Annotated in this window: 15 protein-coding genes and 1 pseudogene; 11 read left to right on the top strand and 5 right to left on the bottom strand. The window is 72.3% G+C overall.

Annotated elements, in window-relative coordinates; translation table 11 throughout:
- Positions 1-104 precede the first annotated feature (104 nt).
- Positions 105-1901, bottom strand: a complete 1797-nt coding sequence (locus tag ACF1GV_RS04615) for an AMP-dependent synthetase/ligase (protein ID WP_391677798.1) — start codon at positions 1899-1901, stop codon at positions 105-107.
- Between the two features lie 317 nt (positions 1902-2218).
- Between ACF1GV_RS04615 and ACF1GV_RS04620 the strand changes: the two genes are divergently transcribed.
- From ACF1GV_RS04620 to ACF1GV_RS04645, 6 genes are all read left to right on the top strand, one after another.
- Positions 2219-3016 carry a metallophosphoesterase gene (locus ACF1GV_RS04620; RefSeq protein ID WP_391677800.1) on the top strand — a complete coding sequence of 266 codons (798 nt, stop codon included), beginning with the start codon at positions 2219-2221 and terminating at the stop codon, positions 3014-3016.
- A 93-nt stretch (positions 3017-3109) separates the two neighbouring features.
- On the top strand, positions 3110-3550 hold the full coding sequence (locus tag ACF1GV_RS04625) for an SRPBCC family protein (RefSeq protein WP_391677802.1): 441 nt from the start codon (positions 3110-3112) through the stop codon (positions 3548-3550).
- A 137-nt stretch (positions 3551-3687) separates the two neighbouring features.
- A complete protein-coding gene (locus tag ACF1GV_RS04630) occupies positions 3688-4860 on the top strand; it encodes an ArsA family ATPase (protein ID WP_391677804.1) in 1173 nt (390 codons plus the stop codon).
- Between the two features lie 57 nt (positions 4861-4917).
- Positions 4918-5409, top strand: coding sequence for a DUF5304 domain-containing protein (locus ACF1GV_RS04635; protein ID WP_391677807.1), 492 nt, complete (start codon positions 4918-4920; stop codon positions 5407-5409).
- 108 nt (positions 5410-5517) lie between these two features.
- A complete protein-coding gene (locus ACF1GV_RS04640; protein WP_363267138.1) occupies positions 5518-6471 on the top strand; it encodes an ROK family glucokinase in 954 nt (317 codons plus the stop codon).
- A 130-nt stretch (positions 6472-6601) separates the two neighbouring features.
- Positions 6602-7348, top strand: coding sequence for an endonuclease/exonuclease/phosphatase family protein (locus tag ACF1GV_RS04645; protein WP_391677809.1), 747 nt, complete (start codon positions 6602-6604; stop codon positions 7346-7348).
- Positions 7349-7354: 6 nt separating this feature from the next.
- Here the strand turns inward: ACF1GV_RS04645 and ACF1GV_RS04650 are convergent, their stop codons facing one another.
- On the bottom strand, positions 7355-7936 hold the full coding sequence (locus tag ACF1GV_RS04650) for a hypothetical protein (RefSeq protein WP_391677810.1): 582 nt from the start codon (positions 7934-7936) through the stop codon (positions 7355-7357).
- Positions 7929-8708 (bottom strand): alpha/beta hydrolase, encoded by a 780-nt coding sequence (locus ACF1GV_RS04655; protein ID WP_391677812.1) that lies wholly within the window; start codon positions 8706-8708, stop codon positions 7929-7931. The genes ACF1GV_RS04650 and ACF1GV_RS04655 overlap by 8 nt, the downstream gene beginning before the upstream one ends.
- 169 nt (positions 8709-8877) lie before the next feature.
- Between ACF1GV_RS04655 and ACF1GV_RS04660 the strand changes: the two genes are divergently transcribed.
- The 5 genes and pseudogenes from ACF1GV_RS04660 to ACF1GV_RS04680 all read left to right on the top strand — a co-directional run.
- On the top strand, positions 8878-9624 hold the full coding sequence (locus tag ACF1GV_RS04660; RefSeq protein ID WP_363267142.1) for a lysophospholipid acyltransferase family protein: 747 nt from the start codon (positions 8878-8880) through the stop codon (positions 9622-9624).
- A gap of 30 nt (positions 9625-9654) precedes the next feature.
- Positions 9655-10878, top strand: coding sequence for a MacS family sensor histidine kinase (gene macS / locus ACF1GV_RS04665; RefSeq protein WP_391677813.1), 1224 nt, complete (start codon positions 9655-9657; stop codon positions 10876-10878).
- Positions 10875-11552 carry a response regulator transcription factor gene (locus ACF1GV_RS04670; protein ID WP_363267144.1) on the top strand — a complete coding sequence of 226 codons (678 nt, stop codon included), beginning with the start codon at positions 10875-10877 and terminating at the stop codon, positions 11550-11552. The genes macS and ACF1GV_RS04670 overlap by 4 nt, the downstream gene beginning before the upstream one ends.
- Positions 11553-11641: 89 nt before the next feature.
- Positions 11642-12670: a 6-phosphofructokinase gene (locus ACF1GV_RS04675; RefSeq protein ID WP_391677816.1), complete on the top strand. Its 1029-nt coding sequence runs from the start codon at positions 11642-11644 to the stop codon at positions 12668-12670.
- A 70-nt stretch (positions 12671-12740) separates the two neighbouring features.
- A pseudogene (locus ACF1GV_RS04680) lies at positions 12741-13357 on the top strand (hypothetical protein); the annotation flags it as partial.
- On the opposite strand, the gene ACF1GV_RS04685 reads toward ACF1GV_RS04680, so the two are convergent.
- Complete coding sequence (locus ACF1GV_RS04685) at positions 13312-15234, bottom strand: anthranilate synthase family protein (protein ID WP_391677818.1); 1923 nt, start codon at positions 15232-15234, stop codon at positions 13312-13314. The pseudogene ACF1GV_RS04680 and the gene ACF1GV_RS04685 overlap by 46 nt on opposite strands.
- Positions 15235-15331: 97 nt before the next feature.
- Positions 15332-15463 (bottom strand): trp operon leader peptide, encoded by a 132-nt coding sequence (locus ACF1GV_RS04690; RefSeq protein ID WP_391677819.1) that lies wholly within the window; start codon positions 15461-15463, stop codon positions 15332-15334.
- Between the last annotated feature and the right edge of the window lie 6 nt (positions 15464-15469).

Raw genomic sequence — 15469 nt, forward strand, 5'->3', positions numbered from 1 at the left:
CAGGGGCGCGGGGCTGTGTCGGCATGCGGCTCCGCCGCGCGGGCGCGACCAGCCAACGACATGGGAAAGCGCCAACGCAGAACCCGGCACCCTGGAAGGCGCCCCTACTTCGCGTAAAGGGCCTCGATCTCGTCCGCGTAGTCCTTCGCCACCACGTTCCGCTTCAGCTTCAGCGACGGAGTCAGATGGCCGGACTCCTCGGTGAACTGGCGGGACAGGATCCGGAACTTCCGCACCGACTCCGCCTTCGACACGGCCGCGTTGCCGTCGTCGACCGCCGCCTGGATCGCCGCCAGCAGATCCGGGTCGTCCTTCAGGGACGCCGCCGTGGCACCGGCGGGCTTGCCGTGCTCGGCGGCCCAGCGACCGAGGAACTCCTCGTCGACGGTGACCAGCGCGCCCACGAACGGCCGCCCGTCGCCCACCACCATGCACTCCGCGACCAGCGCGTGCGCCCGGATCCGGTCCTCGATCACGGCCGGCGCGACGTTCTTGCCGCCCGCCGTGACGATGATCTCCTTCTTGCGGCCGGTGATCCGCAGGTAGCCGTCCTCGTCGAGGGTGCCGATGTCACCGGTGTGGAACCAGCCGTCGGCCAGCGCCTCGGCGGTCGAGCCCGGGTTGTTCCAGTACTCCTTGAACAGGTGCTCGCCGTGCAGCAGCACCTCGCCGTCGTCGGCGATGCGGACCACGGAGCCGGGCAGCGGCTGGCCGACCGTGCCGATCTTCTGCCGGTCCCACGGGTTGAACGCGGTCGCCGCGCAGGACTCGGTCAGGCCGTAGCCCTCCAGCACCGTGAAGCCGATGCCGCGGAAGAAGTGGCCGAGGCGCTCACCGAGGGGGGCGCCACCGGAGATGGCGTACTCGCCGCGGCCGCCGAGGACCGCGCGCAGCTTGCTGTAGACCAGCTTGTCGAAGACCTTGTGCTTGACCTTCATGCCGAGGGACGGACCCGACGGGGTGTCCAGGGCCTTGCTGTAGGCGATCGCGGTGTCGGCCGCCTTGTCGAAGATCGCGCCCTTGCCGTCGGCCTGCGCCTTGGCGCGCGCGGAGTTGTACACCTTCTCGAACACGCGCGGCACGCCGAGGACCAGCGTCGGCCGGAAGGCGGCCAGCTCGTCGGTGAGGTGCTTGATGTCCGGGACGCAGCCCAGCTTGATGGGCGCCATCATCGGCGCGATCTGCACCAGCCGGCCGAAGACGTGCGCGAGCGGCAGGAAGAGCAGGACCGAACACTCGCCGGTGCGGAACAGCGGGCGCAGCCGTTCGACGATGTTGCCGCACTCGGCGAAGAAGCTGCGGTGGGTGAGCACACAGCCCTTGGGACGGCCGGTGGTGCCGGAGGTGTAGACGATCGTCGCCGGATCGTCGGCCTTGGCGAGCGAGCCGCGCTCCTCCACCGTCTCGTCGGAGACGTCCCGCCCGACCCGGCCCAGCTCCTCGAGGGCGCCGGCCTCGATCTGCCAGACGTGCTTGAGCGCGGGCAGCTGCTCGCGCACCGACTCCACGGCGGCGGTGTGGGTGTCCAGCTCGGTGATGCAGGCGATGGCGCCCGAGTCGGACAGGATCCACTGCACCTGCTCCGGGGAGCTGGTCTCGTACACCGGCACGGTGATCGCGCCGGCGCTCCAGATTGCGAAGTCCAGCAACGTCCACTCGTAGCGGGTGCGGGACATCAGGCCCACCCGGTCGCCCGGCTGGACGCCGGAGGCGATCAGGCCCTTGGCGGCGGCGTGCACCTCGGCCAGGAACGCCGTGGCCGTCACGTCCTGCCAGGCCCCTTCGACCTTACGGGCGATGACGGCGACGTCCGGGTGCTGCGCGGCGTTTCTGCGGACGATGTCGGTCAGGTTTCCGTCCGCAGGGACCTCGTACAAAGCCGGAAGGCTGAACTCGCGCAAGACTGCTGCTCCTCATAGGGCGCCGGCGCCACGACGTTGTGTGATGCGACGGTCCGGTCCAAGGCTCGGTCAGATGCTCGGGAGGACGCCAGGAGGATGGGGAGCCCACTGGTTGAAATCCTGAGCACGACTGGACGGCCCGGACGTTACCCGCCGGTATGGCTTCTTCGACAGGGGGTCCCGGCGAGATGTTCGCTGCGTCACACAGATTGGTGTTCCTTTGCGCACAGTAGTCCACGGCTTTCCTGACTAGCCAGTAACCGCAGGCCCGGCTGCCACTGTTCACAGGTGCATCGCTGCGCCTACGCTTGATCGCCATGTCATCCCCACCGGCCGGCAGGCGCAGGACACGTGTTCATGTGGTCAGTGACGTGCACGGCAACGCCCGTGACCTGGCCCGGGCCGGCGACGGTGCCGACGCCCTGGTCTGCCTGGGTGATCTCATTCTCTTCCTCGACTACGCCGACCACTCCCGCGGCATCTTCCCCGACCTGTTCGGCACCGAGAACGCCGGCCGCCTCGTCTCCCTGCGCACCGCCCGCCGGTTCGAGGAGGCACGCGAGCTGGGCGCCCGGCTGTGGGCGGGCATCGAGGGCGAGCGCGCCGCGGTGATCGAGCAGGCGGTGCGGCGGCAGTACGCGGAGCTGTTCGCGGCGTTCCCCACGCCGACGTACGCCACCTACGGCAACGTCGACATGCCGACGCTGTGGAAGGAGTACGCCGGCCCCGGCACCACCGTCCTCGACGGCGAGCGCGTCGAGATCGGCGGCTGGACCTTCGGTTTCGTCGGCGGCGGGCTGCGCACGCCGATGCGCACGCCGCACGAGATCTCCGACGAGGAGTACGCCGCCAAGATCGAGGCGGTCGGCGAGGTCGACGTGCTGTGCACGCACATCCCGCCGGAGGTACCGGAGTTGGTCTACGACACCGTCGCGCGCCGTTTCGAGCGGGGCAGCCGCGCGCTGCTGGACGCGATCCGGCGCACCCGGCCGCGGTACGCGCTGTTCGGGCACGTGCACCAGCCGCTGGTGAAGCGGATGCGGATCGGGGCCACCGAGTGTGTGAACGTCGGGCACTTCGCGGGGACCGGGAAGCCGTGGGCGCTTCAGTGGTGACCGGCGGTGAAGGAGGCTGGTCGCGGGCGCGGTAGCCTTCACACCGCACCTGTTACCTGTCCCAACCGGCCCGCATCTGGAGGAGCCACGGCGATGGCGGAACACACCAGCTCGAGCATCGTGATCGAGGCGGCACCGGCCGACGTCATGGCGGTCATCGCCGACTTCGCGCGCTATCCCGACTGGACCGGTGAGGTGAAGGAGGCGGAGGTCCTCAAGACCGACGAGGCGGGCCGCGCGGAGCAGGTGCGGCTCGTGATGGACGCGGGTGCGATCAAGGACGACCAGACGCTGGCCTACACCTGGACCGGGGGCGACGAGGTCTCCTGGACGCTGGTGAAGTCGCAGATGCTGCGGTCGCTGGACGGCTCGTACCTGCTCAAGCCGGTGGGTGCGCGGTCGACCGAGGTCACCTACTCGCTGACGGTCGACGTCAAGATCCCCATGCTGGGCATGATCAAGCGCAAGGCCGAGAAGGTCATCATCGACCGGGCCCTGGCGGGGCTGAAGAAGCGGGTCGAGTCGGGGCGGTAGCGGCTCCTGAGAGGCTCGCTCCTGACGCACGCCGACCGCGGGCCGTGGGTGGCAGGTCGCCCGGTTCCACGCGCCCCCAGGGGGTTGCAGCACCGGCGAGCGCACGGCCGACGTCGGCTTCGGTACCGTTCACCCCCATGCGCACCCTCTTGATCACCGGTCCCGGTGGCAGTGGCCGTACGACGGTCGCCGCTGCCACCGCACTCACCGCCGCCCGGGAGGGCACCCGCACGCTCGTCCTGAGTGCCGACCGCACCGACACCCTCGGCGCCGCCCTCGGCACCCCCACCGGACCGGTGCCCCGCCAGGTGGCCCCGCAGCTCACCGCCTGGCGTCCCGACGCCACCGCCGGCTTCCGAGACGACCTCACCGGCTTCCAGAACCGCGCCGCGAACGTCCTCGACCTGCTCGGCGCCTCCCGTCTGGACCCCGAAGAGGTCACCCCGCTGCCCGGCGCCGAGGAACTCACCCTGCTGCGCGCCCTGCGCGACGCCGCCCTCGCCGAGACCCACGACCTCCTCGTCGTCGACCTGCCGCCCACGCCGCAGGCCCTCGCCCTGCTCTCCCTCCCCGAGGAGCTGCGCCGCTACCTGCGCCGCCTGCTCCCGCCGGAGCGGCAGGCCGCCCGCGCGCTGCGCCCGGTCCTCGGCCGCCTGGCCGGCGTCCCCATGCCGGCCGAGTGGCTGTACGACACCGCCGGCCGCTGGGACACCGAGCTGGCGGCGGTCGAGGCCGTCCTCGCCGACCGGCACACCGCCGTACGCCTCGTCGCCGAACCCGGCCCGGCCGGCACCGACGCCCTGCGCACCGCCGCCCTCGGCCTCGCCCTGCGCGCCCTGCCCGTGGAGTCCGTCATCGCGGCACGGGTCCTGCCGGAGGACGCCGCCGCCTCCTGGCTGGCCGGTCCCGTCGCCCAGCAGCGCAAGGCCCTGGAGGAGTGGCGGGAGGCCTACGGACCGGTGCGGGAGACCGCCCACCTGGGCCGTGACCCACGTGGCACCGACGACCTCACCGCCCTGGCCGTACCGGGCGCCGGCGCGGAGCCCGCCCCCGTCGAGTGGTCACTCACCGACCACATCGCCGACGACGGCGTCCTCGTCTGGCACCTCGCCCTGCCCGGCGCCGTACGGGAGGAACTCGACCTCGTGCGGCGCGGCGACGAACTCGTCGTCAGCGCGGGCCCCTTCCGCCGTATCGTCCCGCTGCCCTCGGCCCTGCGCCGCTGCACCGTCGACGGCGCCGCCCTGCGCGACGGCGAGCTGCGCGTCCGGTTCGTGCCCGACCCCGCGCTGTGGCCCCGCGAGCGGTGAACCGCGTACCACCGTTCGGGTAACGTCGTAAGGACCAGCCGTAGTCAGGAGTGCGTCATGAGCGAAGAGCGCCCCCCGTCCGGTGCCGGTGAGCAGGAGAGCGCCGGCGAGGAGTTCCGCGCCACCGACGCCGACGCCTGGGCCGCCGCCTGCGCGGAGGACCTGGCGGAGGAGAAGGCCCGCCGTCGCACACAGCACGGCCCGCCCCCCGGCTCGGCCGCCGAGGAGCTGAAGAAGCTGGTCGACTCGGTCGCCGAAAAGCTCACCGGTATCCAGTCACCGCTGCTCGGCTCGGTCGCCGGGCCGGCCGCCCAGGAGGTGGTGCGGCAGGTCGTGCAGCAGGCCAAGGCCGCCGTCGAGCCGGTCATCGAACGCAACCCGGACGTCTTCGACCACCTCGCCGCCGCCGGCAGCGAGCTGCTCGCCGCCTACCGCTCCGCCGTCCAGGCCCAGGAGAAGCGCTGGACGGCCGGCGCGAGCGACCTGGACGACGACCTGCGGGGGCGCGGCGACGACGACGGTCCCGGGCAGCGCATCGACCTCGATTGAGCCCCGCCCGTGTCGGCGCCGGGTCCACCGGGCGGACGACGGCAACCCGAGGGCAAACGGCTCGGGTACCGTGGGCCGTAGCGGGGCTCGACCGAAACTGAGGGATTCATGGGACTCACCATCGGCGTCGACATCGGCGGCACGAAGATCGCGGCCGGCGTGGTCGACGAGGAAGGCAACATCCTCTCGACCTTCAAGGTGCCGACCCCCACCACGCCCGAGGCCATCATCGACGCCATCGCCTCGGCGGTGGAGGGCGCACGCGCGGGGCACGAGATCGTCGGTGTGGGCATCGGCGCCGCCGGATACGTCAACCGGCAGCGGTCCACGGTCTACTTCGCGCCCAACATCGACTGGCGCAACGAGCCGCTGAAGGAGAAGGTCGAGGCGCGCACCGGCCTCCCGGTCGTCGTGGAGAACGACGCCAACGCCGCCGCGTGGGGCGAGTACAAGTTCGGCGCGGGCAAGGGCCACCGCAACGTCATCTGCATCACGCTCGGCACCGGTCTCGGCGGCGGCATCATCATCGGCAACAAGCTGCGCCGCGGCCACTTCGGCGTGGCCGCGGAGTTCGGCCACATCCGGATGGTGCCGGACGGCCTGCTGTGCGGCTGCGGATCGCAGGGCTGCTGGGAGCAGTACGCCTCCGGCCGCGCCCTCGTGCGCTACGCCCGGCAGCGCGCCAACGCCACCCCGGAGCGCGCCGAGATCCTGCTCGGCCTCGGCGACGGCAGCCCCGACGGCATCGAGGGCAAGCACATCTCCGTGGCCGCCCGCCAGGGCGACAAGGTCGCCGTCGACTCCTACCGCGAGCTGGCCCGCTGGGTCGGCGCGGGCCTGGCCGACCTCGCCTCCCTCTTCGACCCGTCCGCCTTCATCGTCGGCGGCGGCCTGTCGGACGAGGGCGAGCTGGTCCTCGACCCGATCCGCAAGTCGTACAAGCGCTGGCTGGTCGGCGGCAACTGGCGTCCGGTGGCCGAGGTGCGGGCCGCGGAACTGGGCAACAAGGCGGGGATGGTGGGCGCGGCGGACCTGGCCCGCGAGCCCGACCCGATCATGTGACGTCCACGCTCCACCCGGCGGCCACCGTGCCGACCTGAAGGGGCGCGGGAGAACTGCGCGACCAGCCACCACGAACCGGCAGTCGCGTACGGTCCCCGCGCCCCGAGCCGTTGGGCGTAGATTGATCCACATGGAGCCGCTCCCCAACTCCCGCGCAGAGCCCGACGGTTCTGCGACCATCCGCGTCCTGAGCTACAACATCCGCTCGATGCGCGACGACACCGACGCCCTCGCCCGCGTCATCCGCGCCTGCGCCCCCGACCTGGTCCTCATCCAGGAGGCCCCCCGCTTCTTCCGCTGGCGCAAGAAGCTCGCCCGGCTCGCCCACGCGGCGGACCTGGTCATGGTCACCGGCGGCGCGACGACCACGGGACCGGCGATCCTGAGCAACCTGCGCGCCACCGTCGAACGCACCGAGGACGTTCTGCTGCCTCCCACCCCCGGCCTGCACCGCCGCGGTCTGGCCACGGCCGTGGTCCGCTTCGGCGGGGTCCGGCTCGGCGTGATCAGCTGCCATCTGTCCCTCGACAAGGACGAGCGGTACACGCAGGGCGGCATGCTCCTGGACCGGCTCGCGGCGATGGGCGTCACGCACACGGTCGTCGGCGGCGACGTCAACGAGCGGCCCGAAGGGCCCACCTTCCGCCGCCTCGCCGGGGACCTCCAGGACTGCCACACCGTCGCGCGCTGGGGCGGTACGGACACCTGGACCTCCGCCGACCCCTACCAGCGCATCGACGCGGTCTTCGTCACGCAGGGCGTCGAGGTGCTCGGCTGCGGGGTGCCGCTCGGCGCCCCGGGCGTCACGGAGGCAGACCTGAGGGCGGCCACCGACCATATGCCGGTCCTGGCCGCCCTCAAGATCCCCGCGCAGTAGGGAACGTCAGACGACGGCCCCGCGCCCGGGGTCCCCGTCGTCGTCCTCGTCCGTCCGCATCCGCATCACCAGCGTCGCGCAGCCGCCGAGGAAGCCGCCGACCGACAGGGTCGTCAGCCACCAGGTCATGTCCCAGCGCAGGAGGACCGCCAGCAGGAGCAGCAGCGGGCCGCCGACCACGCCGAGCCAGGCGAACTTCGCCGTGGCGTCCGCGTCGGGCAGCGGCGGCGGCTCCGGCGGGACGAAGTGGCCGTCGTCGTCCTCGTCGAAGTCGTCGTCGGAGGGTTCGGGCACGCTGTGGTCGCGCGGGCCGAGGCCGGGAGCGAAGGAGATCGAGCTGCCCAGCGGCCGGGCCGGTTTCGCCGGCTTGCGCTGCTCCTCGGGCTCGTCGTCCCTGGCGGGTTCCGGCAGTGCCAGATCCTCCACCGACCGGAACGGTCTGCTGCCCGGAGGGTCCGGCGGCTCCTCGCCGTAGGCGGCGACGATCGCCTTCCAGGCGGCCTCCTCGTCGAAGGGGACGCTCTGCTCCTGAGGCTCGCGCTCGTCGCGGCCCTCTCGCTCCTCGCGCTCCGAGTCGTGCTCAGCCACCTGCCGCCGTCCCTTCCTTGCCGAAGCTGGGTGCGAGCCGGCCGATGAACGCGAGGCTCTCGGCGAAGATGCGGTCCGCGTCGTGGTCCAACGTCGCCACGTGGTAGCTCTGTTCCAGCAGGATCTCCGTGACGTCCGTGGACGACACCCGGCTGAGGATGCGCGCCGAGTCGGCCGGCGGGACCACATGGTCCTGCGGGCTGCGCAGGAGCAGCAGTGGCTGGGTGACCTGCGGCAGCTCGCCGTCGACCAGCCGGAAGAAGTTCCGCAGCGAGTGCGCCGCGTGCAGCGGCACCCGGTCGTAGCCCAGCTCGGTCCTGTCGGGCTTGGCGATGTCGCTGGCGATGCCCTTCGTCGCCGGCACCAGGTGGCGTACGACGGGCAGGGCGTGGGCGGCGACGCCGTGCACCTTGTTCCCCGGGTTGACGACGACGATGCCCTCCACCGCGTCCCCGTGCCGCGCCGCGAGGCGCAGGGCGAGCGCGCCGCCCATGGAAAGGCCGGCCACGAAGACGCGCGCGCACCGCTCGCGCAGGGCGCGCAGCTCGCGGTCCACCTCCGCGTACCAGTCCGGCCAGCCGGTGACCTGCATGTCCTCCCAGCGGGTGCCGTGCCCCGGCAGCAGCGGCAGCGAGACGGTCAGCCCGTGCTCGGCGAGGTACTCCGCCCAGGGGCGCAACGACTGGGGGGAACCGGTGAAGCCGTGGCAGAGGAGGACCCCCACCTCCCCGCCCTCGTGGCGGTACGGCTCGGCTCCAGGAAGGACCGGCACGGTCGGTCTCCTGTTCGTGAGAAGGGTGTGCACGACTCCCGAGACTTCCAGGTGAGCTTCACCGTACGCGACGGCACTGACACCGACCAGGGGCGTCGGGCTCTTCGCGGCCCTCCGGGTTATGGTCTGTTCGACACATACAGGAGGCACTCGGTTGTTGTACGGCGCGATGAAGGTTTCCGTCGGAGGGTCGCTGAAGCTTGTCTTCCGGCCCTGGGTGGAAGGCCTGGAGAACGTCCCGGCCGACGGCCCGGCGATCCTGGCGAGCAACCACCTCTCCTTCTCCGACTCGTTCTTCCTGCCCGCGGTGCTCGACCGCAAGGTCACGTTCATCGCGAAGGCCGAGTACTTCACCACCCCCGGGGTCAAGGGCCGGTTGACGGCCGCGTTCTTCAAGGGCGTCGGGCAGCTCCCGGTGGACCGCTCCGGGGCGCGCGGCGCCGGTGAGGCCGCGATCAAGAGCGGTATCGAGGTGCTGGAGCGCGGCGAGCTGTTCGGGATCTACCCCGAGGGCACCCGCTCGCCCGACGGCCGCCTCTACCGCGGCAAGCCGGGCGGCCTCGCGCGCGTGGCGCTGGCCACCGGCGCCCCCGTGATCCCCGTCGCCATGATCGACACGGAGAAGATCCAGCCGCCCGGGAAGATCGTCCCGAAGGTCATGCGGCCGGGCATCCGCATCGGCAAGCCGCTCGACTTCTCCCGCTACCAGGGCATGGAGCACGACCGCTTCGTACTGCGCGCGGTGACCGACGAGGTCATGTACGAGATCATGAAGCTCTCCGGCCAGGAGTACGTCGACATGTACGCGACCGCCGCCAAGCGGCAGATCGCGGAGGCGGCGAAGGCGCAGAAGGAGGCCGAGGCCGCGCTGGCGAAGGCCGAGAAGGAACAGGCCAAGAAGGAGCAGGACGCTTAGGACGCCTGCGGGCCGACGGGGGTGGGGGACGTGGCCAGACGCGAGAGAGTCATGCGCATGTCGGTCGAGCTGCCGCTGTGGCGTGCGCTGACCGCCTACCGGGTGCTGACCATGCTGTACGCGGTCGGCCTGTTCGCCACCGCCTACGACCGCTTCACCCGCCCCTGGCTGGCCATCGCCTACTACGCGGTGCTGTGCGTGTGGACCCTCGCCACCCTGCCCAGCGTCGCGAACGCGGGGGCCTGCACCCGGCGTTTCCTCGCCGCCGACCTGGCCGTGGCGCTCGCCGGCATCCTGCTCACCCCGCTCGCCGACGCCCACCAGCGGATCATGGACGGCGGTCCCACGCTGCCGTCGATATGGACCGCCGGTGCCGTGCTGGCCTTCGCCATCAAGGGCGGCTGGCGCTGGGCGGCGTACGCCTCCACCCTCGTCGCCGTCGCGAACCTTCTCGAGCGCGGCGCCCCGGCCCGCGACACCGTCCACAACGTGATCCTCGTCTGGGTGGCCTCCATCGCCATCGGCTACGTCGTCGAGGTGGCCCGCGCCTCCGAACGCACCCTGGCCCGGGCCCTGGAGATCGAGGCCGCGACCAGGGAACGGGAGCGGCTCGCCCGGGACATCCACGACAGCGTGCTCCAGGTGCTGGCCATGGTGAAGCGGCGCGGCGCCGCGCTCGGCGGTGAGGCCGGCGAACTGGGCCGGCTGGCCGGCGAGCAGGAGGTGGCGCTGCGCACCCTGGTCTCCGGCGGTCTGGTGCCCGTCTCGCGGGTGTCCGAGGACGCCGCCGAGGGGGCGTTCGTGCGGGCCGTGGAGGAACCGGACGACGACACCGGCCAGGTCGACCTGCGCACGCTGCTCGCGCCGTACGCCGCGGACCGGGTCTCCTTCGCCGAGCCCGGCGCGCCCGTGCCGCTGCCGCCGGCCGCCGCGCGGGAGCTGGCCGCGGCGGTCGGGGCGGCGCTGGACAACGTCCGCAGGCACGCGGGTGCCGGCGCGCGGGCCTGGATCCTGCTGGAGGACGAGCCCGACGAGATCGTCGTGACCGTGCGCGACGACGGCCCCGGCATCCCCGAGGGACGGCTCGCGCAGGCCGAGGGGGAGGGGCGGCTCGGGGTCGCCCTGTCGATCCGCGGCCGGCTGCGCGACCTCGGCGGCAGCGCCGAACTGATCTCGACGCCCGGGCAGGGCACCGAAGTGGAACTGAAGGTACCGAAGGCGAAGGCCGCACGGGGGAAGGCGGAACAGCGATGAGTGAGCAGCAGGACCCGATCAGGGTCATGGTGGTCGACGACCACCCGATGTGGCGTGACGCGGTCGCCCGCGACCTGGGGGAGTCCGGCTTCCAGGTGGTCGCCACCGCCGGTGACGGCGAGCAGGCCGTACGCCGTGCCAGGGCCGCCGCCCCCGACGTGCTCGTCCTCGACCTCAACCTGCCCGCCAAGCCGGGCGTCCAGGTCTGCAAGGAGGTCGTCGCCGCCGACCCGGCGCTGCGCGTTCTGGTGCTGTCCGCGAGCGGCGAGCACGCCGATGTACTGGAGGCGGTGAAGTCCGGCGCCACCGGCTATCTGCTGAAGTCGGCCTCCACCGAGGAGCTGCTCGACGCCGTGCGCCGCACCGCGGCCGGCGACCCCGTCTTCACGCCGGGCCTGGCCGGGCTGGTCCTCGGCGAGTACCGCCGCCTGGCCTCCGAGCCCGCGCCCGCCCAGGACACCGACGAGCCGCGCGCGCCCCGGCTCACCGAGCGCGAGACCGAGGTGCTGCGGCTCGTCGCCAAGGGGCTGAGCTACAAGCAGATCGCCGAACGCCTCGTCATCTCCCACCGCACCGTGCAGAACCATGTCCAGAACACCCTCGGCAAGCTCCAGCTGCACAACCGGGTGGAGCTGGTGCGGTACGCGATAGAGCGCGGTCTCGACGACGAGTGAGTCGCCCGCGCACGGCCCCGTCACACCGCTAGCGTGGACAGCAGCAGCTCGTGGGGAGCAGCAGCTTGAGGTCCGCGAAGGGACATCCCATGCGCGTCGGAGTACTGACCGGAGGCCGTGACTGCCCGGGCCTCAACGCCGTGGTGCGCGCCGTCGTCCGCAAGGGCGTCCAGGAGTACGGCGACGAGTTCGTCGGCTTCGCGGACGGCTGGCGCGGCCCCCTGGACGGGGAGACCGTCCCGCTCGGCATCCCCCAGGTGCGCGGCACCCTCCCGCGCGGCGGCACCATCCTCGGCTCCTCGCGCAGCCATCCGCTCGACCACCCGGACGGAGTGCGCCGGATCCGGGAGAACCTCGCCAAGCACGACGTGGAGGCGCTGATCACGATCGGCGGCCGGGACACGCTCGGCACCGCGGCACGCCTCGCGGACGAGTACGGGCTGCCCCTGGTCGGCGTACCGAAGACCATAGACAACGACCTGTCCGGCACCGACTACACGGTGGGGTACGACACGGCCGTCTCCGTCGCGACCGCGGCGATCGACCGGCTGCACACCACCGCCGAGTCCCACAAACGGGTGCTCGTGGTCGAGGTGATGGGCGGCGACTCGGGCTGGATCGCGCTGCGCTCCGGCCTGGCCGGCGGCGCGAACGTCATCCTCATCCCGGAGCAGCCCTTCGACGTCGACGAGGTGTGCGCGTGGGTCACCTCCCGCTTCCGGGCGTCCTACGCGCCGATCGTGGTCGTCGGCGACGGGGCGCGGCCCAAGGACGGCTCGATGGTGCTGCAGCACGCAGCGGAGGGCGGCCTCGGACAGGTGCGGTTGTCCGGGGTGGGTGAGTGGCTCGCCCGGGAGATCGAGCACCGCTCGGGCAAGGAGGCCCGCACGACGGTCCTCGGCCACATCCAGCGCGGCGGCTCGCCCAGTCCCTTCGACCGCTGGCTGGCCACCCGCTTCGGCCTGCACGCCATCGACGCCGTGCACGAGGGGGACTTCGGCATGATGGTCGCGCTGCACGGCACGGACGTGGTCCGGGTGCCGATCTCCGAGGCGACGGCCCGGATCAAGCGGGTGGAGCCGCGGCTCTACGAGGAGGTCGGGGTGTTCTTCGGCTGACCGGTGGGCGGCGGTCCAGGGCCGTATGTTCGGCATGTCCGGCCCACGACCGACCGGAACGGTACAGCTCGTGGACATCCTGGCCTTCGGTGTTCAGGCCGACGAAAGGCCCCTGATCGAGGCCGCCTTCGCCGGTCGGACGAGGTGCGCTGCCTGGAGGTGTTCCTCGACCAGGACACCGCCCCCGTCCCGCCCGGCCACGACGCCGTCTCCACCAGCGTCAACGCCGACCTGAGCGGCCGCGTCCTCGAAACCCTGGCGGCCGGGGGCACCCGGATGATCGCCCAGCGATGGGCCGCGACATGCACGGCCGCACCGCCGGGGTCCCTGGGCCCTGTCGCCGATCTCCCGCCTGGCCCTTCGGGCGGACGACGGGAGATCGGCGACAGGGCCCGCACCGGCAAGGTCGGCGAGGCGGTCGCCCGGATCGCCCACGGCTTCGGCATGCGGCTGCTCGGCTGGGACATCGCCGAGAACCCGGCGTGCGTCGAGTCCGGCATGCGGAACAAGTCCCTCAGGCCATCGAGGACGCTGGCCCGCCCGGTCACCTTCCCGAACGTGCTGGTCACCTCCCACCAGGCGTACTACACCGAGGACGCCGTCGGGCAGATCGCCGACACCACGGTGCGCAATGTCCTGGACTACATCGCGGGCCGCTGTTCGGAGAACGTGCCGGTGCCGCGCAGCTGGCCCAGCAGCTCCCGCACCACCTTGGCGCCGTTCATGGACAGCACGGACTCCGGGTGGAACTGGACGCCCGCGACCGCGTTCCTCGGCGCGCCTCCGGCACGACGCGGCCCCCGCAGCGCGTGCACCTCATGCGACGGGCCGCGGCTCACCTCGATGCCGTGCGCGGCCAGTCCCGCAGCCGTCTCGTCGTCGCAGCGGGCGACGAAGCTGTTGTAGAAACCGACCGTCTCCTTGCGCCCGAACAGGTCGATCACCGTCTGCGCCCCCTGGTACGGCACCTCCTTGCGCACCAGTTCCAGGCCCAGCTCGGCCGCGATCAGCTCGTGGCCGAGGCAGACACCGAGGACGCCGTGCCGGTGCTCGGCGAGGACGGCCGCGGTCAGCTCCCGCAGCACGCGCATCTTGGGGTCGTCCAGGTCGGACGGGTCGCCGGGGCCGGGGCCCAGCACCACCGGGCCCTCGTGCGCGAGGACCGCGCGACGCAGGTCCGGCTCGTCGTAGCGCCGGACGGTGACGGTGAGCCCGGCGGCCCGCAGCATGTGCGCGAGCATCGCCGTGAAGGTGTCCTCGCCGTCCACCACCAGGGCGTGCCCGGTCAGCTCCGCCGACGGCTCCTGCATCCGCAGCCAGAACGGCGCGAGCGAGGCGCGGCGCCCGTCGAGCGCGGCACGTACGCGGGGATCGTCGGCGAGGCGCACGCGCGTGTGCTCCTCACGCGGGCGGGACGGGCGCACGCCCAGCGCGGCAAGCACACCCGCCGCCTTCGCGTGCGTCTCGGCGACCTCACCGGCCGGGTCCGAACCGCGCACCAGGGTCGCGCCGACCGCGACGCGCAGCGTCCCGTCGGCGGCGATGTCGGCGGTGCGGATGAGGATGGGGGAGTCGAGAGTCTGGGCGCCGCCGGAGTCCCGGCCGAGCAGCGCCAGGGCGCCGGAGTAGTAGCCGCGCCCCGCACCGTCCCGCCCGACGGGCTCATGGCGCTCGATGACCCGGCAGGCGTTCTGCACCGGCGAGCCGGTCACGGTCGCCGCGAACATCGTCTCGCGCAGCACCTCCCGCGCGTCCAGCGTCGACCTGCCGCGCAACTCGTACTCGGTGTGCGCGAGGTGGGCCATCTCCTTCAGCCGCGGGCCGACGACGACACCGCCCATGTCGCCGACGGTGCACATCATCTTCAGCTCCTCGTCGACGACCATCGACAGCTCCTCGATCTCCTTGCCGTCGGCGAGGAAGTCGAGCAGGTGCTCCGGCGTCGGTCCGTCGGCGGGATAGCGGTATGTCCCGCTGATCGGGTTCATCACGACCGTCCCTCCGGACATCCGCACATGCACCTCGGGACTCGCGCCGACGAGCGTGCGGTCCCCGGTGTGCACGACGAACGTCCAGTACGCGCCCCGCTCGCCCTCCAGCAGCCGCCGGAACAGGGCGAGCGCGTCGGCCCTGCCGAACCCCGGGATGTCGCCCTCGTAGGTGCGCCGGATGACGAAGTTCGCGCCCTCGCCCCGGCCGATCTCCTCGCGCAGCACCCGGGCGACGATCGCGCCGTACGTCTCGTCGTCGACGTCGAAGCCGCCGCCCTCGACCCGCACCGCGTGCCCGGGCAGTTCGGTCAGTGCGGTGTCCAGGGGCAGCGTGTGCCGCTCCTCGGGGACGAGTACCGCGAGCGGCGTGCCGTCGTCGCGGACGTCGAAGCCGCGCTCGCGGATCTGCCGGAACGGCACCAGCGCCAGGCACTCGTCGGGCAGGTCGGCGAGGCGGTCGTGGTGCGTGACGGGGCCGATCAGCAGCTCGACCACGTCCGGACGCCGACCCGGGGTGCGGCGGCGCAGCAGGGCGAAGGGGCGGGGGTCGGACAGCAGGTCCGTGAGGTTCATGGGCGGTCCTTCTCGATCTGAAGAGGGAGAGGAACGACCCCGGACACACCGAAGGCCGCCCCTCGGGCGGCCTTCGCGAAGTCTTGCGTACGCGCAGTCAGTGGGCCGCCGGAGAAGCGGTCCACCACCAGTTCTGGACGAGTTGCGCGAACATGCCCGGCACCCTACCCGATGCCCCGCCGGGGTTACGATCCCCGTCTGCTCTTTGGCATGTCCCTATCGACTCCATGGAAGG

This window comes from Streptomyces sp. NPDC014006, from assembly GCF_043088925.1.
GTDB lineage: Bacteria > Actinomycetota > Actinomycetes > Streptomycetales > Streptomycetaceae > Streptomyces.